The sequence below is a fragment of the Sinorhizobium arboris LMG 14919 genome, assembly GCF_000427465.1.
GTDB lineage: Bacteria > Pseudomonadota > Alphaproteobacteria > Rhizobiales > Rhizobiaceae > Sinorhizobium > Sinorhizobium arboris.
In genome coordinates, this window is sequence record NZ_ATYB01000014.1 from 1,049,707 (window position 1) to 1,069,773 (window position 20,067).

A 20,067-nucleotide genomic window follows, 5' to 3' on the forward strand; every position below is an offset into this window, starting at 1 on the left:
GGCTGGCCCGGCGAAGTCCCTCAAAGGAGGCTCCAATGGAAATCTTCGAATGCGGATCGAGACCTTCGGCCCGCGGCCCGGCCGAATACTTCACCGGCTCCGTGCGCGTGGACCCAGCCTTCGAGGCGCCGTCCCCCGCGCGCGTGCGCGGCGCGACCGTGACTTTCGAGCCCGGCGCTCGCACCGCCTGGCACACGCATCCGCTCGGCCAGACCCTGATCGTCACGGCCGGCCGCGGTCTTGCGCAAAGCTGGGGCGGTGAGTTGCGCGAGATCCGCGCCGGCGACGTCGTCTGGTTCCCGCCGGGTGAAAAGCACTGGCACGGCGCAGCGCCCAATACCGGAATGACGCATATCGCGATTCAGGAAGCGCTCGACGGCAAGGTGGTGGACTGGCTCGAGCATGTGACGGAGGAGCAGTATCGGGGCGGGTAGGGGCTTATCCGGTCGTACGTGACGGTGTCGAAGGCCCTGTGCTTATCCACGGTTACGGCCGGCGGGGTAACGGAGCTGCTGCGCCGGTGTTTTCGATACGTGGCAGCCCCTCATCCCGCTGCCGCGACCTTCTCCCCGTTCTGACGGGGAGAAGGGGCAAGCCTCGGGCCCACCACCCATTCTTGAGCGGCTGAGGGCAGAGGGACGCCGCGAGTCCCCTTCGCCCCGCTTGCGGGGAGAAGGTGGCCGGCAGGCCGGATGAGGGGCGATGAAACCAGCCGCTCCATTGTCTCCCGGCAGGTCACCTCTCGCCCATCGCCTGCGATGCGACTTCTGCGATGGGCGAGAACAGATATTCCAATATTCGCCGCTTTCCGGTTTTGATCTCCACCGTGACGGCCATGCCGGGTTTCAGCGGCATCACGCGGCCATCGACGGTGATTGTGGTCCGGCTCGGGCGCACGGTGACGGAAAATACGAGGTTCTGCATGCGCTGGGCATTGCCGATCGGGACCAGGCTTTCGATTTCCTTCGCCGCAGCCCCTTCGATCTGTTGCGCGTCCGGCTCCGGAATGGCGTCCGTCGCGACATGGACGACCTTGCCTTCGACAATGCCGTACCGGGTGAACGGGAATGCCTCGATCTTAATCACCGCGGGCATGCCCGCGGCGACGAAGCCGATATCCCGGTTGGGGAGATAGGCCTCGATCTCGATCGGTCCGCCGACGGGCACCACGCGCATCAGTTCGGTGCCCGACGTGACGATCTGGCCGACAGTGGTGATCGCCGACGCCTGCACGGTTCCTGTAATCAGGCTGCGAATCTTCATGGAATGCAGGCGGGCCGTGGCTTTTCGTAACAGCTGTTCCTGCTCGTCCGCCCGCCGGGCGACATCGGCACGCTGGCGGGCATTCTCGGCGACGAAGCCCCGGATCGCGCTTGCCTGCTCGGCGGCTAGCACCTGCAGACCTGTTTCGGCTTCGGCCGCTTGCCCGACCATTACCGTCAGTTCGGCTTCGGCGCGTTGCGACACTTCGGCGGCATTGATGACGTCCGCCTTGGATCCGGATTGGGAGTGAAGCAATGATGTTCGCATCGCCACGCGTTCGCCGAGCGTCGAAACCAAGGTGCGCTGAGCTTTGATGGTCGAAGACAGGCGAGCCATCTCCGCCTGTTTCTGCTTCTTCTGCGCGCGAATTCGATCGAAGACGGAAACGAGTTCGGAGACATCGGCGTCGAGGACAGCCTGCTCGCGGCGCCGGATCGGCACGGGGATTTCCGCCGGGAAAGCGATTTCGGTTGCCAGCTTTCGCGACGGCACGGCTTCGCTGCCATCGCCGAGTTCAGCGGCGAGCGCAAGCGCCCGGTCGCGGCGCAAGATCTCGGCCTTTAGCGCGGCCAGGCCGATGGACAGCATCTCCGACTCGGCACGCAGTTCGGTGTCGTCGAGGTCGACGAGGAGGTCACCGGCCTTTACTTCCTGGCCATTGACGACGGGAACCGACCGGACCTTTCCGGCCTCCAGAGTTTGCACGATTTTTACGCGGCCGAGCGGCTGAATTTTTCCTTGCGAGGTCGCGACGATGTCGAAGGTCCCGATCCAGCTCCATAGGAGTGCGCCGGTCGCGAGCGTGCACAGAAGCCAGATCAGCGATGCCCGGACCGGGGAAGGCGGTGTCTCGAGGATTTCGAGCGCTGCCGGCAGGAACTCCGCGTCCGCCCGTTGCCGGCGTTGTTTGCCGCCAGACCGTTTCCAAAGCAATGACGGGAGCGTCATGCCTGCACCGCCCCCGTCTGGAGATGCCAGAGATGCGCGTATAGGCCGTTCGGCCGGGAAAGCAGCGCCTCGTGCGAGCCTTCCTCGATGAGGCGACCGTCCTTCATGCCGATGATGCGGTCACAATGCCGCACGGTTGCGAGGCGGTGCGCGATGATGATCACGGTACGGCCCTTCACGATCTCGCGCATATTGGCGAGAATGATCCGCTCGCTTTCGTAGTCGAGCGCGCTCGTCGCCTCGTCGAGTATGAGGATCGGCGGATTGGTCGCAAGCGCCCGCGCGATCGCCAACCGTTGCCGCTGTCCGCCGGAGAGGTTGGCGCCGCGCTCCTCGATTTGCGTGTCGTAGCCGCGGGGGAGCTTCGCAATGAACTCGTCCGCCCCCGACAGCCGGGCCACCCGCATGACGGCCTCGCGCGGCATCGCCGGATTGGCGAGCGCAATATTGTCGTGGATCGAGCGGTTGAACAGCATGTTCTCCTGCAGCACGACGCCGATGCTGGCGCGCAGCCATGCCGGATCGACCTGGGCGATATCGTTGCCGTCGACGAAGACCTGGCCGGATTGGGGAATGTAGAAGCGCTGTACCAGCTTCGTCAGCGTCGACTTGCCGGACCCCGATGGCCCGACGATGCCGACGACTTCGCCGGGCCGAACCGCAAGCGTCACGTCCTTCAACACGTCGGCAGCATTGTGCGAATAGCGGAAGCTGACCGATTTGAAGGCGATCGCACCGCGCGGCGGCGGCAGGGTAACGGCGGCGGCCGGGCGTGGCTCCGCCGGCGCGTTGAGAATATCGGCGAGCCGGGCAACGGAGACCTGGACCTGCTGGAAGTCCTGCCACAGCTGCGAAAGCCTGAGGATCGGCTGCGACACCTGGCCGGCGATCATGTTGAAGGCGACGAGCGCGCCCACCGTCAGCTGACCGTCGATCACGGCCTGCGCGCCGAACAGCAGCAGCGCGGCGCTCGTGACCTTGCTGACATACTGGATCGCGTTCTGTCCCTTGGCGGCGAGCATGGTCGCCAGGAAAGAGGATTTCACATAGGCCGCGAGCCGCTCTTCCCAGTCGGCCGATACCACGGGCTCGACCGCCGCCGCCTTCAGGGTCTGTGCGCCGACCACCGATTCGACCAGCAATTGCTGGCTCCAGGCGCCGCGGTTGAACTTCTCGTCGATACGCTCCTTGAGGAACGGCCGCACGAGGAAGCCGATGGCCAGGTAGAAGGGGATGGAAGCCACGACGATCCAGGCAAGCGTCGCGGAATAGCAGAAGAGCACGAAGATGAAGACGAAGGTGAAGACGAGGTCGAGGCCCGAGAACAGGCCCTGTCCCGTCAGGAAGGCGCGGATCGTCTCCAGTTCGCGGATTCGCGCCACGGTCTGTCCCGTCGGTCGCCGTTCGAAATAGTCGAGCGGCAGGCTGAGGAGGTGCCGGAACAGCCGCCGGCCGAGCTCCACGTCGATACGGTTGGTGGTGTGGGACAGGGCATAGGTGCGCAGATACTGGAGCACCACGTCGAAGAGGCCGACGATGGCAAGCCCCGCCACGAGCACGATCAGCGTCGAGTAGCTCCGGTGCGCCAGCACCTTGTCGACCACGACCTGGAAAAACAAGGGCGTAATCAGCGCGAAGAGCTGCACGAAAAGCGACGCGACAAGCACATGCGCGAATGCGCGGCGGTAGCGCCAGATCGAGGGCAGGAACCAGCGGAAGCCGAAGTCTGCGGGGTTCACTCCCGGTCCGCCGAAGCGGCGCTGAACCAGAATGAAGCGTACCTTCGTAAGCCGGAGCAGGTCGGCCGCATCGACCTCGCGGCTCGTGAAATCCAGCGGATCGACGAGCCGGTAGCGTCCTTCGCCGGACCTGCCGCCGAAGATTGCGTAGGAACGATCGGCAAGGCAGGCGATCGCCGGCACCGGCATCGTCGCAAGACGGCCCGCCGCTGCAACGATCGGGCGGGCCTTGAGGCCGATCACCCGCGCCGCCCGCAGCAGGTCGTCCTCTCCTGCATCGGCAGTGAGCGCCAGTTGCCGGGAAAGCGAAGGGGCATTGGCGGTAAGCCTGTAATAGCCGGCGACGGCGCACAGGGCGGAGAGTCCGCTGTCGCCCTGCGGCCGGTCTTGAATGCGACCGTCCTCGCTGCGCGGCGGTGTCATTATCAGAGACATGTGTATTCGGCACTCGGCCCCGAACACGTCATGTGAGGGGGCAAATCCTGCAAGAGCGGTTCTCCCGCGAACCGCGAAGGGGCGGGAGAACCGATGGTGCGATCAGGCGACCTGACCGTTCAGCTGGGACGGGCGGTAGGCGAGCGTGGTGTCCGCCACCAGCCGGGTGCTGCCGTCGGCCATCGTCATAGTGGCCGTTCCGGTGATCATCGATCCGTCCTCGAAGGCCTTTGCCCCATCCGTCGAAGGCATGAGGTTCACCAGCCGGATGCCTGCCTCCGGCATGGTCGACAGTTCTCCTGATTCCGTGATGCCGTTCTGGTTGTGATCCTGCCAGACGCGGAACTCGTTCCAGCGCGCATCCTGCATGTCGAGGACATTGTCGCGGTTGGTGTCGAACACCAGCCTCAGCCCTTCCATGTCGGAAGTGACGCTGTCGTCCTCGACCCAGGAGGCGAAGGCGAGTTCTCGCGCCTGGTCGATGAGGCCGTCAGAGCCGGACTCGCCGTTTGCTGCCAGGTCTATGGTAAGAATGCCGTCCTCCGGTCCGAACCAGGCGGTACCATCGCGCATGCCGTCGCCGTCCCAGTCGAAGGCGGGGCCGTCAGCGGCAGATGGATCGAAGGGGCGAAGGTCGATGTGATCGTCGCCGTTCAGGTCGAGCAGGACGGGTGGTTTTCCCCGCGTAATCCTGCCGTCGTCCCAATATGTGTTAACATCACGGGTCGAGCTCGGGCTGTCATTTGTTGCCCGATATTCTTCAGTATATTTTGACCATGTTTTCGAGTCGTCGAAGTCATATGTTGTGTAAATAACGTAACTGAACCAACCGCGTTCGATTTGTCGTGTTTGTTGTCCTGCGGAATTGTAGTATTTTTCGGTGCTTTTAAAGCCGTCATACAGCGTTGTAAGTTTTGATTTATCATCATACCACCAGGATTGCTGGGTGATGGTCCCCGATGCATTGCTGATCTCGCTGTGTTGACTCCAGTTCTGCGCATTCGCCACATCGTAAGTCGTCGTTTCCTTCGACCCGTCGTCATTCGTCTGAACCTGCGTCGTCATCTTGCCGGCGGCATCGAAGTTCTGGACGATGGTGGTCCATGTCTGCGTCTTGCCGGGATCGTATTTCGTCGTCACCCGCGTCTTGCCGTCATCCAGATACGACCGCTGCGTCAGCGCCCCGGAGGCATCGTTCCAATCCGTCTGCTGCCACCACGCCTTGGTGTCGGCCAGATCGTACCAGTCCGTCTGTTTGGTGCCGTCGTCGTTGGTCTGGACCTGTTTCGTCAGCTTGCCCGCCGCATCCAGGTATTGCGTGAGGCTTGAATAGCTTTTCTTTTTCGCGGCGTCGTAGAAGGTGACGGTCTTGGTTTTGTCATCGTTGAGATAGGTCCTCTGCGTCAAGGCGCCGGCTGCATCGTTGAAGCGTTTTGCCGCGGCAGTCACCCGGTTCGATCGTCCCTCGCCACTTCGGCCAGGATCGTCCATCCCTGAGAAGAATTCCGAGCCTATGGACGTATGGCTGAAGACGTGCGTCGATGGTTCTAGCCGGCGCTGATTATCCACGATTGGCTTCCATTTCCGGTGTTAGCAATCCTAGAAACTGTCGATGTCATGCAGGTCGAGGTTGTTCTCATCCTGCCGACTCAGCGAGGACGAAACAACAATTCCCCCATCATCAGCACGCATAGAATGATTATAAGCAAATAAGTTGTGGTGATTATTTTTGCACGCGAAGCGCGTTTGGGCGTACCTTGGCCGAGCGCCGTTCCATCGGCGCCTGGTGACGGTTGGCGTGGAGCGGTCAACATTGGTGGCGTTGTGCTGAATAGTCTTTCAGCCCAAGGACTTGGCCTGGCTGGATTCCTGTGACAGGCACAGGAATCGATGGAGATATTGTTATGGATCATTCCCATTATTCGAAGTTTACCATCTACTGTATCGACGCAAACATGATCGTACATTCGGAGTTAAACATATTATTATTCAATTAGTAATTGTCCATTAACCCATTGCTGGTGATTTTATATGCTCCGAATAAGGTCCACTTCGCATCGCTTTATTTCTGATCTGTCAAAAATTAAACGAATCAACTCTGGTCCAGCCCTCCTTGGGTTTGGAATTGCCCGTTCGAACATTCGAAAACGCCCATAGATCCGATCGTCACGTTGAAGAGCGCCTCAAGCGCCAGACCGAAGCCAAAGCATGGAGACGGCTTTATGTGCAAATAAGTCGTTCCCAATTTTTTTACGGGTGGGGTAGGCGGTTGCTCCGGAGGAGTACTGCCCACTCGTTGGACATCAGCAAACCCCGCTCCTGTGCCTCCAAATCGTTGGAAGGCGCCCGAGATTGTCACTGTGGCCGTGATGGGCCGATCCGATGTCCATGGTATTGCAACCGACGAACCCGATAGGACTTGCGCACTTTTGCCGGGAGAAAAAATGGAATCCATGGGCACCTCCTATCGAGACATTAGACCGAGCCAGTCAATTACCGAGATTACGGACACAAACACGCAGGCAATAATCATGAGGATGTATATTATCCACTTATACCTAAAGTTCCTAATTATATGAGAGATTAATTCGAACAATGGATCAAGCATTGAGACTCCTTGGAAATAACAATCACAATATATCGCGAAAGGTCTCGGCATCGAGACAAGCGCGACTCTGCGTAGAATACTCTCGGTCGCCGAAAGGAGGATCTAAAATCGATAAATTCGTCGGTAGACAGCGACAAGTTCATCATATTTCCTCAATACCAATTAAAGTTGTTTGATCGTCAAGCTCGCCGACCGACACCAGGGCTACCATCCCGTGGAAGATCGAAAGCAGGGCGGCCGTGGCAGATTTACTTTTGCAGCTCAAAATGCTTCGCCCCGGAGTTCACCTGGGGTGATCGTCCCTCGCCACTGCGGCCAGGTTCATCCATTCGTTGGAAGAACCTCGCCATCACGAATTTCCCTTGCCCATGTTATGTAACGACCGAATGTAAGGAAATAAACGAAAGCATATTATATATATGCATGAATAAATTCCGAATATAGATATAGCGCTCTTAATTATATTTCCCTTGATATCAGAGCTGTATGTAAGATTAAATCGAGAATCTGACTCAGAAATCGGAATGAACTCGGTAAGCACCCCGAGCATTAGTAAAACAAAAAACGGGAATATCCACCCTCTAACATAATAAGAGTTTGCACTTCTGATTCCCGTAAATGTTATTATAGCAAGATAAGGCAATAGAGTTGCACTCATAATTGATCTGGCCGCAATAAATTCGCATTTTTCCCTATATGTGTATCTGCTTGTAGATATGCTATCAATTATATATCCGTTAGGTGGCCAAAGATACAATAATGCATTTTTATTTGAAAAGGCGCAGACGATTTCATCGGAAAAATTCGAGATTAAGAAAAACATTGCCAAAGATATGGCTGAAGATACCAAGATAGCTATTAGGCATCTATTTAAACGTGCTTCTGCATTCTGCCGATCCATAGCATGGTCGCTGGATACTTTTTCAAAAATGTCAAATCCTCTATCGTTTTTCATGTGGATTCCGGAATTACGTGTATTGAACTTGCGTCCGCTCGGCAGTTCGATGCTTGCCAAGTAGTGTTGGCCTGCATCTGCAAGGACGTATTCGATGGCGAACCGGCAATTCCAGCCACGTCGCGCCTAGCGCAGAAAACATGATCAAAAGCGTGCGCGTTCGAAAAATGTCCATGGCTCCTATCGTCACACAATTGCACAGCGCCTCATGCGTCAAGCCGAAGCCAAAGCACGGAGGTGGCCTTATGTGCAAATAGGCTGTGCCAAGTCTTTTTGCGCGCGAAGCATGCCGGCTGTTGAGCAACGCCGGCCTCTGCGGATTCCGGTCGACGGTGTCGACGAGGGGCGAGGGGGCCGCGGGGCTCAGGGGAACCGTGATCGACGGTAGGCCAAGGTTCTTTCGATCAGAATCCCTATGCTGAATACAGTAAGCCAAATAAGGGGGAGGTTCTTCCATGTGTTTATCTCGATTGACTGTGATAGGCTGAGGGAATATAAAGAATTATACTCATTGAATTTCGAAGTTAAGATTGAAGTAAAGCTTACTGCGGTTGTGATTATCGCTACTTTTAAGAATCCAGGAATGAATACCCGGTCCTTGCGATTGATATCGTCAATAATCTTTAAAAAAAGCCAAATATAGCATCCCGCAGCAAATATCGACTGCATTGCAAAGAACGTGCATTTTTCATTCGGCGTGAATCGGCTGGCGTTCAGTTGGTCATGTAGCAACAGATTCTGTGGCCAAAGTGGAAAAAACACTGAATTGTCTGCCATCGTGCACGCGGTGTTCGGATAGGATGCTAAAAATAACCTTCCGGCAATCGCGAATATTGCTGGAATGATCATGAGGAGCGCTGAACGTTTGAGGTGCTTGACCTCAATCTTCATCTGCGCTTCGAACTTTAAGGTTGTGTCGTTATTTTCTAGCACGACAAGTATATTTTCCTAAGATATATTTTTCGATGAGGTAATATCTCAATACAGCGCGACTAACAAATTCATCAAATAATTCCGCATGGTTCCCTGCTAGGACGGACACCGCGCGGGAAAGAGAACTACCTTGTGAGAATGCAAAGGCATAGAAGTTAGCTTATGGTCAAATAAGATAAGTTTGAACTTTGCGTTCATAGCACTTTCACCCGTACCGCTTCTGGCGGTTCGCCGCTTTCCCGACGCGGAGACGCCCCCGCCGGAGCTGCTACGGTCCCAACTGCTCGTGTTTGCCCGTGTCCGTGCCACTGCTACTCAACTTCGAACCGTTCGATTTGGAGCTTTTCGATGAATACCCGCCGCTCTTTCCGCCGTAGCCAGAATTCTTTGAAGAGTTACCAGCGGAGGACGATTTGGAACCGCCGCTGCTGCTATTGGTGCGGGAGTAACTGTCTTCTCTGTCGCGGTTGCCATTGCCGCCGACCTTGTCTTTGGTCTTGGAGCTCGGCTTATAGCTTTGCGGCTTGTCTGGATTGACCGACGTCGGATCCTGCGGGTTCTGGTCGATGATGTTGGCGAGGGCCGAGGGGGCGACTGGCTGGAACTGTGCCCATCACCTGAACGGCAACATCTTGACCGGTTCTGTTATGAACAGCGCTGGCGTACTCATCGATATCGAATACGACAGAGGCGGCCCTGCCGCCGCTGTTACGCCGTATCTCATTCAGCGAACTCGCGGCGTTCCTATCTGCCATCGACGTATTCTCCCTTTATTTCGTGAAACTTCACGCGTCGGCCTAGAGCGACGATCATCAACATCTGCACCACAACCATGGGCACGAAAGCACCTGCTCCCAGGAACAGGCTCGTCATCAGGAATGCCGAGGAATTCGGGGTCAGCGGCATAAGCTTTCTGACAGCGTCGGGGTTATCCGCGAACCAGGACACCTCCGCGGAAAGGCCAAAATCCGTCATCCGGGAAAAAGAAAATACCCCGAAAGCACAGAAGACGACCGTAAAAAATACCCAGCACAGATAGAGCCGTTTCTTGTCGGCGACGAAGACAATGTCCCTGGAGGTAGCCGCAAAGTAAGAGTGAACGATTAAGCCAACGACGAGAATGACCAGTTGGACCACGACGCCGCCGACATAGGCTTCCGCAAACTCCGGGCGATTGTGCAGCAGATAAGCGTAGTCGGCTGTATGCCGGTCACTGAGGGCAAAGAACACGGTTTTATTGGCAGCGAGCGCAAGCCAGTGGTATGGGACGAACATTACGCTCACCGGCAGCAGCAGGAACCAAGCCACCCGGTCCATCGTTCGCAAATTGTGGCGAAACGCGTAGCGAAAGACGAAGATGAATTCGGCGTGCGATTCGCGAACCCAACGGGGGACCATCGGCATTCAACCCCTCACTCCAATTCTTGTCCGGCAATTCCGGTCTCGCACCGACAGACAGTGCTCGAATTTAACCCAAAAGAATTACACGCTTATTTGATCTAGACGACATTACTATGCGTCGTCGCTGTATTTATCCAATACTTCCCGCCAAATGAAAAATAATATAGGATTTCTTTTAAGTATCTTCCTGTATATGCTGTCACTAATTAAAAATGGATATGCTTTTGTAAGTATATAACTAAAAAGTGAAAAGGGGGCGGTGATAACCATAAGAAAAGAAAGGATTTTGAAGATCATCTCTATATATCCTCCGAAATTTGTTGAGCTGCTAATTGACATGATGAATAATATTGAAATCCAAATGGCGATGAAAATAAGATTGAAGATAGCGTTTATTTTCTTAGTCATTGAAAATCTTCTGCAGGAAAGGTATTTCTGCGCGGGCTCTGTGTAGATCGCAGGGAGCTTCTCCGGATCAAACATTTCAAGACGTACATGTGTGCGTGAGGTGTCTTTCTGGTCGAGCTGTCGCGTCCATTGATGCGGCGCAATTATCCTGTGATCGCCAAAGCACGGAAACATAATTATGCGCAAATAAGTTGCATCTAGATTTTTGCGCGCTTGGCGTGACGTGGGGCGGGATGGTGTCCGCATTGCCATGCAGTGCGTCGGCGGCCCAGTTCACCGAGCCTCTATTGTTTGGCATTAACGTAGTCCCCTTTGATATCGTTGAAGCTGACGCGTCGTCCGAGAGCGAAAATGATCAACGTCTGCACCACGCCAGCAGGGACAAATGCAGCCTCCGCGGCCAAGAATAAGCCGGTCATCAGGAATGCCGAGGAATTGGTGGCAACAGGCGTAAGCCTCCTGCGAGCCTCGGGGTTATCCGCAAACCAAGACACGTCGGTGGAAAGGCCAAAATCGGTCAATCGGGAAAAACTGAAAGCCGAGAAGGCAAAGACGACTATTGCGATGGATGCCCAGCAGAAATAGGCCCCTTTCCGGTCCTCAACGAAGACAATATCCCTGGACGTAATCGCGAAATACGAGTGAACGACCACTCCGGCGACGAGCACAGCAAGCTGCACAACAACACCGCCGACATAGGCATCGGCAAATTCCGGTCGGTGGGCCAGTAGATAGGCGTAGTCCGCCTCGTGCCGGTCACTGAGCGCAAAGAATATCGTCTTGTTGGCGGCGCGAGCCAGCCAATCGTACGGGAGGAACATCACGACGAATGGCAGCAGCAGGAACAAAGCCACCCGGTCCATCGTTCGCAAATTGTGGCGAAACGTAGCGAAAGACGAACCTGAATTCGGCGCTTGTTTCACGAAACCAACGGGGGACCATCGACATTCAGCCCCTCACCTCCAATTCATGTCCGGCAATGCCGGTCTCGCACCGATAGACAGCGCTCAAATTTAACCAAAAGAATTACACGCTTATGGTCAAATAAGACGGAGAACAATTATTGCGCGCAATGGGGGCTGCCTGATCGGGAAACGGCGCCGGGGGTGTCCACGTTGGCCGACCGTCGAGGCGGAGATTGTGCGTGACCCAGCGAGGTGCTTCGCCGTGCTCTGGTCAGGATCTGTCCATAGATACCGCCTTCAAATAGACTGGGTGCCCGGTATTTGATTTCGTTGCCTATTTCATCAATTCCCATTCCGTTCGATCTCATCTCGTATTTCTTTCCATACAAGATAGCGTATTGGACTTTCTTTCATTTTTTTTAAGTAATATGTATCATTTATGTGTATCTTGCATCCAATAGATAGCGCTAATGAAAGTATACTTAACGGAAATAACATAAACATGGCCGCTACTATTAAAAAATAAAGTAACTCAAAATAAAATGCGTATGAAGGAAAGATGTAATTCAAAACAACTATGACGTATATGCACAACAGCATTGCAAAAAATAGAATGCTTAGAAAGATATTCAGACGTTTTCGCATTTAAATCCACAAGTATTGACGTTAATTGTAGTTAATAGTAAGTATTTAATTAAATAAATAATATGTTTTGAGGTGATGAACAGCATTACTATACCCTAGGGGATCTGATCGGAAACTCGCCTGATCGCCGCGAGCAGTGATCGGCTGACGCTTACGCCGACCCCGGTTAATATGCGCGCCGAACATAGAGGCACGTGAACCATGCGCGATGGTTATATGCAAATAAGCTGTCTTCTGCTTATCGACACCTTTGACGCGTCTTATCGAACGAAGCTTCTTTGTTCTTCCTGAGGTCTTGGTCTCGCCGAGCGTGAAATCTCGGATTCGCCGCTGGACGGAAAAGCGGGGCTGATCCCGTCGACCAGCACCTTGAACTCGGACCAGCGCGCATCGCCGGCATCGAGCCTGCCGTTGCCGTTGGTGTCGAAGACGTTCCGGATCGCCTCGAGATCGCCCGTCGCCGACTTGTCCCATTCGGTGAAGACGAATTCGCTGGCATCGCCGATCTTGCCGTCGCCGCCGATGTCGAGAGCCAGCATGCCGGCGCAGGCCGAGGCCATGCGGTTAGGTAGCCACTGCCGTCGAGATCGACGAAGAAGGGCGAGGAGGAGAGGGGATCGACGGCGAGACCGTTGCCGGTGAGGTCGAGGAGGACGGGATCTCTCCAATTGCTCGACTTCATCGTGCCGTCTCTGGTGCTACCGAGACACCGCCGCCGGATCGGCCCCGGTCCCAACTGCCATAGGATGCGGTGTTCTGATTGTCGCGTTTGGCCGTGGACGTGCCACCGTAACTCGAACCTTTACCGCCCGAACCGGAACTCTTGCTCTTGGACGACGGGCCGCTGCCCTTGCCGCCGCCGCATAAGCCTTTGGAGGAGCGTAGTTCGTAAAGTGCCGGAGGGCCACCTCCGCAAACTTTTGCTCGTAAGCTTCGGGTCCGGCGGTATTTCCTCAGTGATATCTAACGAGGAGCGAGAGAATATATGCTAGCTCCGACGAAGGCGTTGTCGGCGTAAGTATCACCGATTGATGCCAGATAACGCCAGCCGTCGATATAATCGTCAACGGACGAGAAAGTATTAAGCCTAGACAATTGCCGGCTGTTGATGAATAGTACCATTGTTGACCGCCTACTTAACAGAACCTAAAACACCATCACGCTCGAATTTTGTGATGAGGTTGATGATATTGATGTGAATTTTCCTCCAGTCTTTAAAGTAAGCAGAAGAGTAGGAATAACTTATATAGTTACTGGCGCTGTCGTATATATAGTTTATCTTGCATCCTGGAGATGCGGCAGTTCCCGGAAAGCTACATCTTATGATGGTTTTAAAGTCAGTTGTAAAATAAGTCACCTCATAAGGCCTCAGTTCTCCTTCCTTCCCCGACAAATCAAGGAATTTGATAAGGCCATACTCATCGTCCACTCTCTTTGCGTAGCCACGCCGGACGCTGTCCAGTTCGCTTTCGTACACGTGACGCCAGGACGTGGCGTCGAAGTCCTTGCGGTGGACGTAGACATGCAGTTTGTCGCCGTGTCCCGGAGCCTGCCACTTTGCATCGTCCTCCTCGCGATACGGTCGCAAATCGGGCAGCAGCGCATCGAAGTTGAACGATTCGACTTTGACCCGGCCCTCCCTGGGCTTGGGCCAGCGGCCATGTTTCACAAAGCCCTCCCAATACATGTAGCGCTCGGGAATGTTGAACTTGCGCCCGCTCGGCAGTTCGATGCGCACCACCCCGTTGGCCAGATAGTGCTGGCTTGCATATGCAAGGACGTATTCGTTTGCGACGCGCCATCCGAGCCACGTCGCGCCTAGCGCAGAAAACATGATCAAAAGCGTGCGCGTTCGAAAAATGGCCATGGCTCCTGTCGTCACGATTGCACAGCGCCTCGATCGTCAAGCCGACGCCAAAGCACGGAGGTGGCCTTATGTGCAAATAGGCTGTGCCAAGTCTTTTCGCGCGCGCAGCATGCCGGCTGCCCCGGGGGAAGCGCCGCTGACATCAGGCGTCTCCGTCGCTGTATCTTTCCAAAACTTCACGCCAAACGAAAAACAAAATCGGATTTCGACTTAGGTGCTTCCTGAATACCTTGTCTTCAACTAGAAGTATATAGGTCTTCGTAATTATATAGCTGCCCAAAGAAAATGGCATAGTCGCCACAAAGGTCACAGACAAAGATCTTAATATAAATATCTCCCATCCATCAATATCTATGCTGTGTCTGAACCAAACCATGATTAATATCACTGCAAGGTTTGTTGATAAAAATATATTAAAGATTATGTTTATTCTTTCAGTCATTGACTATTGAGTCTTTGAAGGTGGTGTTCCGTGCATCCGAATAGATGCCGCTTTTCACAGGTTTCTTCCTGACATGCCGAAATTGTACGACTTCACCTTGGCCCCGCCTCTTGGGTTGGAAGTGTGCGTTCGAACATTTGAAAAATGCCCATTTATCCGGTCCTTACGTCGAGGAGTGCCTCAAGCGCCAAGATGAAGCAAAAACGCGGAGCTGGCCTTATGTGCAAATAAGTTGCCGCCAAATGACGTTTCCTGGGCAATAATCTCTTCATTGAGTCGTCCATCTACGGCTGCACCCACCAGCGCTGGCCCCGAGAAGAACGCTACGTCGACCATCATCCGACCGATTATGCGGCTTGTCGACTCCAGTCCTGGCTCGCGGTGTTAAGCGATCCCTGACAATATTCCGTCGAAATAAGCACCAGCGGTGCCCCAACCGGCGCAGCCGTCAGTGCTGTTTGTCGTCTCTTGCATTCAATGCTCCTAGCGAAATCCATTCCAGACGTATTCGGCAAATTTCGAAACGACCATCAGGTTCAAACTAACCGGATCTGAATCCCATCGGTGTCCACCTCGAAGAATAAATGCTTCATATAACTTCCCAATAACTATCAATAATAAAATCCATAGTAACACCGCGTGAAAGTATTTAGTAAAATTCGCGATTAGAATTACCGAAGCAATCATAGAAATTCTATATATCAACAGATGATTTCTAATAAAATTGATAATGTTCATTGTAATATCCGAGAAAAATAAATATTTCCGGAAATGTGTTTCGAATAGGTGAGGCACGTCTAGCCGTTTAAGCAGACAACATCCATCTACACTGGCGATTTCCCACAGCTAATCATCGCTATTCACACTCACGCCGAAGTCGAGGCACATGAACCATGCGCGATGGTTATATGCAAATAAGCTGGTCTCCCGTTTATCGACACCTTTGACGCGTCTTATCGAACGAAGCTTCTTTGTCTTGCTGAGGTCTCGGTCTCGCCGAGCGTGGAATCTCGGATGCGCCGTTGGACGGAAGAGGAGGGCTGATCCCCGAAGACACCGTACGTATAAAGGTTCCCCCGAGCTTCGGTCGCCCCATCTCGCCGGCGACGGTGCTCCACGGTATCTCCGACCTCGCCGCACCAAGCAGGGAACGAGGTCTTGGGGAATTAGCAAGCTTGGGAGTTTGGTGAGCTGCTATACAGGTCGCGCTTGACGGCTCGCAGGTGGACAGGATCGGGCATGTGACGTTGGCGCCGTATCGTAAGGAGGCCGTCGGTTCCCTTGTGCTCGTTAAAGATGAGGGTTGGAGGATTGCGAAACGTGCACAGTGCGGCGTACCGCCTTCCTCGCTGAGGCTTCAGCAAAGCGGTGAGACGACTTGCGAGAGCCACTTACGAAGACATGCTTGTCATGTGAAAGAAATGGTGGGCGATGAGAGACTCGAACTCCCGACATCCTCGGTGTAAACGAGGCGCTCTACCAACTGAGCTAATCGCCCTTTCGCGTTGCCGGACGAGTGTCCGCCGCGTCGGTGGGCGTGATCTATGCGTAACCGGCGAAAACCGCAAGAGCGTTCGTGCGATTTTTTGGAAATTTTTATCTCCGGCCCACGCGCGTGTGGGCTGCGATACGCAGCCTGTGGATAAAATCGGGCGAGGGGGGGCGTCCGGCTGCCGCTGCGGGCCGACCTGGCAATGGTATGGACGTCCTCTCGCCTGGAATTGTTTTTGAGAGCGCCCTGTCGTCCTGTCCGTGAACGGCGCGATCCGAATCCGAATCCTTCCGCAAAGCCATGCTGTGGATCAAAAATCGTTCCGTCACGGATTTGTCTTCAAACGCGCTTGACACCCCAATGCGAACCGCTTAGTTAGCCGCTCATCGAACGGCAGGGCCGGTTCGGGCAGGGGCGCGAGCGCTTCTGGAAAGTCCAAGAGATGCGGGTGTAGCTCAGTCGGTTAGAGTGCCGGCCTGTCACGCCGGAGGTCGCGGGTTCGAGCCCCGTCACTCGCGCCACTCTTGAGAAGTCTGCGGCATTCTCAAAAAGTGCCGATGATGAGATAATGGCCAGCGATGGCCATAATGCGCGGGTGTAGCTCAGTCGGTTAGAGTGCCGGCCTGTCACGCCGGAGGTCGCGGGTTCGAGCCCCGTCACTCGCGCCATTTCTCGTCCCTTTCGTCTTTGCTTTCGATACCTCTTTGTGCGCTGCGGCAATGTGCCTCGCCGTTCTTCCGTTTCCGATAGCCGTCGCGTTCCCGCGATTGTGCGCCCTGCCGTGCATCCAGCGGCTGGCGCATCCCCGCTATGCGCCGCGAACCGGTTTAAATGCCCCTTCGAGGCTTGCGCACGGGCGCCGGCTGCGCTAACCACTCTGGCGTTGCAACATGCTTTTCGGCCTGCGGCATTCTTCGTTGAAGCGCTTTCATGGCGCCCTCCGCAGGCAGGGACGGATAACAATGACAGAACTTCTCGGTTCCTACGTACCGATCGCGATTTTCATTGGGATCGCGCTGGTGATCGGCCTCGCACTTCTGGTCGCTCCTTTCGCCGTCGCCTTCAAGGCGCCTGATTCGGAAAAACTGTCGGCTTACGAGTGCGGCTTCAATGCGTTCGACGACGCCCGCATGAAGTTCGACGTCCGCTTCTATCTCGTGTCGATCCTCTTCATCATCTTCGATCTCGAAGTCGCCTTCCTCTTCCCCTGGGCGGTTTCGTTCAAGGAGATGGGCTGGTTCGGCTTCTGGTCGATGATGGTCTTCCTTCTGGTCCTGACGGTCGGCTTTATCTATGAATGGAAGAAGGGAGCGCTGGAATGGAATTAGCATCCGGCACCACGCTCGTTGCGCCGCAGCCCAAGGGTATCCTCGATCCCGCCACCGGCAAGCCGATCGGCAGCAATGACGCTTTCTTCGGCGAGATCAACAACGAGCTCGCCGACAAGGGTTTTCTCGTCACCTCGACCGACGAGCTGATCAACTGGGCCCGCACCGGTTCGCTGATGTGGATGACCTTCGGTCTCGCCTGCTGCGCGGTCGAGATGATGCAGATGTCGATGCCGCGTTACGACGCCGAGCGTTTCGGCTTTGCGCCGCGCGCCTCGCCGCGCCAGTCCGACGTCATGATCGTCGCCGGCACGCTCACCAACAAGATGGCGCCCGCGCTGCGCAAGGTCTACGACCAGATGCCGGAGCCGCGTTACGTGATTTCGATGGGCTCCTGCGCCAACGGCGGCGGCTATTATCACTATTCCTATTCGGTTGTGCGCGGCTGCGACCGCGTCGTGCCCGTCGACATCTACGTGCCAGGCTGTCCTCCCACGGCAGAAGCGCTGCTTTACGGCGTGCTTCTGCTGCAGAAGAAGATCCGCCGGACCGGCACGATCGAGCGCTAAGGGCAGGGGAACTTTAAGATGAGTGAAGCCCTGAACGAGCTTGCCTCCTATCTTCGCGAGGCGCGTGGCGCGCTGATCGCCGATGCGGAGGTCAAATACGGCGAACTGACGGTGACGGCGAAAGCCGAGAACCTCATCGCGCTCCTGACTTTCCTGCGCGACGACGTCCAGTGCGGTTTCGTCAGTTTCATCGATGTCTGCGGAGTCGACTATCCGCAGCGGCCGGATCGCTTCGATGTCGTCTATCATCTTCTCTCGCCGCGCCAGAACCAGCGCATCCGCGTGAAGGTCGCGACCGGCGAGGACGAGCCCGTCCCTTCGGCGACATCGGTCTATCCCGGCGCCGACTGGTTCGAGCGCGAGGCCTACGACATGTACGGCATCCTCTTCACCGGCCACCCGGATCTGAGGCGCATCCTGACGGACTACGGCTTCGAAGGCTATCCGCTGCGCAAGGATTTCCCGCTGACCGGTTTCGTCGAGGTGCGTTACGACAACGAAGCCAAGCGCGTCGTCTACGAACCCGTCGAGCTGAAGCAGGAATTCCGCAATTTCGATTTTCTTTCGCCCTGGGAAGGTACGGAATACGTGCTGCCCGGCGATGAGAAGGCGAAGCCACGCTGAATCAAGTCGGCCCGCGGCGATCCGCGAAGGACGCCATCCGGCCTGGAGCAATCGGTATGACCGAACATAACGTCCGCAACTTCAACATCAACTTCGGCCCGCAGCATCCGGCGGCGCACGGCGTTCTGCGTCTGGTGCTGGAGCTTGACGGCGAAATCGTCGAGCGGGTCGATCCGCATATCGGCCTCCTGCATCGCGGCACGGAGAAGCTGATCGAGGCCAAGACCTATCTGCAGGCGATCCCCTATTTCGACCGGCTCGACTATGTCGCGCCGATGAACCAGGAGCATGCCTTCGCGCTGGCCGTCGAAAGATTGACGGGTACGCGCGTGCCGATCCGCGGTCAGTTGATCCGGGTTCTCTATTCCGAGATCGGCCGTATCCTGTCGCATCTCCTCAACGTGACCACGCAGGCCATGGACGTCGGCGCGCTCACGCCGCCGCTCTGGGGCTTCGAGGAGCGCGAGAAGCTGATGGTCTTTTACGAGCGCGCCTGCGGCGCGCGGATGCACGCGGCCTATTTCCGCCCGGGCGGCGTGCACCAGGACCTGCCGCACGAGCTGGTCGAAGACATCGGCAACTGGATCGACCCGTTCCTGAAGACCGTCGATGATATCGACGAGCTTCTGACCGGCAACCGCATCTTCAAGCAGCGTAACGTCGATATCGGTGTCGTCAGCCTCGAAGACGCCTGGGCTTGGGGTTTCTCCGGCGTAATGGTGCGCGGTTCCGGTGCGGCCTGGGACCTGCGCCGTTCGCAGCCCTATGAATGCTATTCCGACCTGGAGTTCGACATTCCGATCGGCAAGAACGGCGACTGCTTCGACCGCTATCTCATCCGCATGATCGAGATGCGCCAGTCGGCGCGTATCATGCGTCAGTGCGTCGATCGCCTGCTCGGCGATGCCAAGATCGGTCCGGTCTCCTCGCTCGACGGCAAGATCGTGCCGCCGAAGCGCGGCGAGATGAAGCGGTCGATGGAGGCGCTGATCCATCACTTCAAGCTCTACACCGAGGGCTACCACGTGCCGGCCGGCGAAGTTTACGCGGCGGTCGAGGCGCCCAAGGGCGAGTTCGGCGTCTATCTCGTTTCCGACGGCACCAACAAGCCGTATCGCTGCAAGATCCGCGCACCGGGCTACGCGCATCTCCAGGCCATGGATTTCCTCTGTCGCGGACACCAGCTTGCCGATGTCTCGGCCGTGCTGGGCTCTCTCGATATCGTGTTCGGCGAGGTGGATCGCTGATGCGTCTGGTGCCGTTCGCCGCTGTCGGATTTCTTGTGCTCGCCTCCGGGGTCTGGGCCCAGGAGGACGTCGGAAGTGCGTCGTCCGCAGCGCTCAGAGGCGGCAGCATGTCGGCGCTCCTGTCGAGGGGCTACGAGATCAAGGCCGCCGTCAACAACGGCGCGCGCTATATCGTGTTTTTGCAGAAAGACCAGTCAGCCTATGCCTGCGAATTTGTCTCGCTGACGAAATCGCGGTGCGGTTCGATTAACTGATAAG

Annotated in this window: 14 protein-coding genes and 3 tRNA genes; 8 read left to right on the forward strand and 9 right to left on the reverse strand. The window is 56.0% G+C overall.

From position 1 onward, the window contains the following. Positions 1-35 precede the first annotated feature (35 nt). Positions 36-434, forward strand: a complete 399-nt coding sequence (locus SINAR_RS0116130) for a (R)-mandelonitrile lyase (protein ID WP_028000061.1) — start codon at positions 36-38, stop codon at positions 432-434. A gap of 301 nt (positions 435-735) precedes the next feature. On the opposite strand, the gene SINAR_RS0116135 is transcribed toward SINAR_RS0116130, so the two are convergent. From SINAR_RS0116135 to SINAR_RS0116190, 9 genes are all read right to left on the reverse strand, one after another. After that, positions 736-2,211 carry an HlyD family type I secretion periplasmic adaptor subunit gene (locus SINAR_RS0116135; RefSeq protein ID WP_028000062.1) on the reverse strand — a complete coding sequence of 492 codons (1,476 nt, stop codon included), beginning with the start codon at positions 2,209-2,211 and terminating at the stop codon, positions 736-738. Beyond that, positions 2,208-4,373, reverse strand: a complete 2,166-nt coding sequence (locus SINAR_RS0116140) for a type I secretion system permease/ATPase (protein WP_033057721.1) — start codon at positions 4,371-4,373, stop codon at positions 2,208-2,210. Before SINAR_RS0116140 ends, SINAR_RS0116135 begins: the two co-directional genes overlap by 4 nt. Before the next feature lie 114 nt (positions 4,374-4,487). Next, positions 4,488-5,954, reverse strand: a complete 1,467-nt coding sequence (locus SINAR_RS0116145; protein WP_167333603.1) for an SPM autocatalytic domain-containing protein — start codon at positions 5,952-5,954, stop codon at positions 4,488-4,490. A gap of 2,357 nt (positions 5,955-8,311) precedes the next feature. Then, a complete protein-coding gene (locus tag SINAR_RS0116155) occupies positions 8,312-8,881 on the reverse strand; it encodes a hypothetical protein (protein ID WP_028000065.1) in 570 nt (189 codons plus the stop codon). 744 nt (positions 8,882-9,625) lie between these two features. Continuing rightward, a complete protein-coding gene (locus SINAR_RS0116160; protein ID WP_028000066.1) occupies positions 9,626-10,285 on the reverse strand; it encodes a hypothetical protein in 660 nt (219 codons plus the stop codon). Positions 10,286-10,974: 689 nt separating this feature from the next. Then, entirely contained in the window at positions 10,975-11,544 is a 570-nt protein-coding gene (locus SINAR_RS0116170) for a hypothetical protein (protein WP_150823949.1), read from the reverse strand. A gap of 956 nt (positions 11,545-12,500) precedes the next feature. Beyond that, positions 12,501-12,800 (reverse strand): SPM autocatalytic domain-containing protein, encoded by a 300-nt coding sequence (locus SINAR_RS1000000137375; RefSeq protein ID WP_028000069.1) that lies wholly within the window; start codon positions 12,798-12,800, stop codon positions 12,501-12,503. Between the two features lie 572 nt (positions 12,801-13,372). Next, positions 13,373-14,107, reverse strand: coding sequence for a hypothetical protein (locus SINAR_RS0116180; RefSeq protein WP_028000070.1), 735 nt, complete (start codon positions 14,105-14,107; stop codon positions 13,373-13,375). Between the two features lie 1,864 nt (positions 14,108-15,971). Beyond that, positions 15,972-16,047: transfer RNA gene (locus SINAR_RS0116190), tRNA-Val, on the reverse strand. Positions 16,048-16,485: 438 nt separating this feature from the next. On the opposite strand from SINAR_RS0116190, the gene SINAR_RS0116195 reads away from it, so the two are divergent. From SINAR_RS0116195 to SINAR_RS0116230, 7 genes are all read left to right on the forward strand, one after another. Further along, positions 16,486-16,562, forward strand: a tRNA-Asp gene (locus SINAR_RS0116195). A gap of 70 nt (positions 16,563-16,632) precedes the next feature. Further along, a tRNA-Asp gene (locus SINAR_RS0116200) sits at positions 16,633-16,709 on the forward strand. Between the two features lie 294 nt (positions 16,710-17,003). Next, entirely contained in the window at positions 17,004-17,369 is a 366-nt protein-coding gene (locus tag SINAR_RS0116210) for an NADH-quinone oxidoreductase subunit A (protein WP_003531826.1), read from the forward strand. Continuing rightward, positions 17,360-17,938: a NuoB/complex I 20 kDa subunit family protein gene (locus SINAR_RS0116215; protein WP_003531828.1), complete on the forward strand. Its 579-nt coding sequence runs from the start codon at positions 17,360-17,362 to the stop codon at positions 17,936-17,938. Before SINAR_RS0116210 ends, SINAR_RS0116215 begins: the two co-directional genes overlap by 10 nt. An 18-nt stretch (positions 17,939-17,956) precedes the next feature. Then, positions 17,957-18,562: an NADH-quinone oxidoreductase subunit C gene (locus SINAR_RS0116220; protein ID WP_028000072.1), complete on the forward strand. Its 606-nt coding sequence runs from the start codon at positions 17,957-17,959 to the stop codon at positions 18,560-18,562. Between the two features lie 56 nt (positions 18,563-18,618). Then, positions 18,619-19,809 (forward strand): NADH-quinone oxidoreductase subunit D, encoded by a 1,191-nt coding sequence (locus SINAR_RS0116225; RefSeq protein ID WP_028000073.1) that lies wholly within the window; start codon positions 18,619-18,621, stop codon positions 19,807-19,809. Beyond that, the gene (locus tag SINAR_RS0116230) at positions 19,809-20,063 is read left to right on the forward strand and encodes a hypothetical protein (RefSeq protein ID WP_028000074.1); all 255 of its coding nucleotides are present in this window, start codon (positions 19,809-19,811) and stop codon (positions 20,061-20,063) included. Before SINAR_RS0116225 ends, SINAR_RS0116230 begins: the two co-directional genes overlap by 1 nt. The last annotated feature ends 4 nt before the right edge of the window (positions 20,064-20,067 follow it).

Coding starts and splice junctions, on each gene's coding strand:
- SINAR_RS0116160 (WP_028000066.1), bottom strand. CDS start 10,285: ATGCCGATGGTCCCCCGTTGGGTTCGCGAATCGCACGCCGAATTCATC.
- SINAR_RS0116225 (WP_028000073.1), top strand. CDS start 18,619: ATGACCGAACATAACGTCCGCAACTTCAACATCAACTTCGGCCCGCAG.
- SINAR_RS0116220 (WP_028000072.1), top strand. CDS start 17,957: ATGAGTGAAGCCCTGAACGAGCTTGCCTCCTATCTTCGCGAGGCGCGT.
- SINAR_RS1000000137375 (WP_028000069.1), bottom strand. CDS start 12,800: ATGGCCTCGGCCTGCGCCGGCATGCTGGCTCTCGACATCGGCGGCGAC.
- SINAR_RS0116135 (WP_028000062.1), bottom strand. CDS start 2,211: ATGACGCTCCCGTCATTGCTTTGGAAACGGTCTGGCGGCAAACAACGC.
- SINAR_RS0116210 (WP_003531826.1), top strand. CDS start 17,004: ATGACAGAACTTCTCGGTTCCTACGTACCGATCGCGATTTTCATTGGG.
- SINAR_RS0116180 (WP_028000070.1), bottom strand. CDS start 14,107: ATGGCCATTTTTCGAACGCGCACGCTTTTGATCATGTTTTCTGCGCTA.
- SINAR_RS0116130 (WP_028000061.1), top strand. CDS start 36: ATGGAAATCTTCGAATGCGGATCGAGACCTTCGGCCCGCGGCCCGGCC.
- SINAR_RS0116215 (WP_003531828.1), top strand. CDS start 17,360: ATGGAATTAGCATCCGGCACCACGCTCGTTGCGCCGCAGCCCAAGGGT.
- SINAR_RS0116230 (WP_028000074.1), top strand. CDS start 19,809: ATGCGTCTGGTGCCGTTCGCCGCTGTCGGATTTCTTGTGCTCGCCTCC.
- SINAR_RS0116140 (WP_033057721.1), bottom strand. CDS start 4,373: ATGACACCGCCGCGCAGCGAGGACGGTCGCATTCAAGACCGGCCGCAG.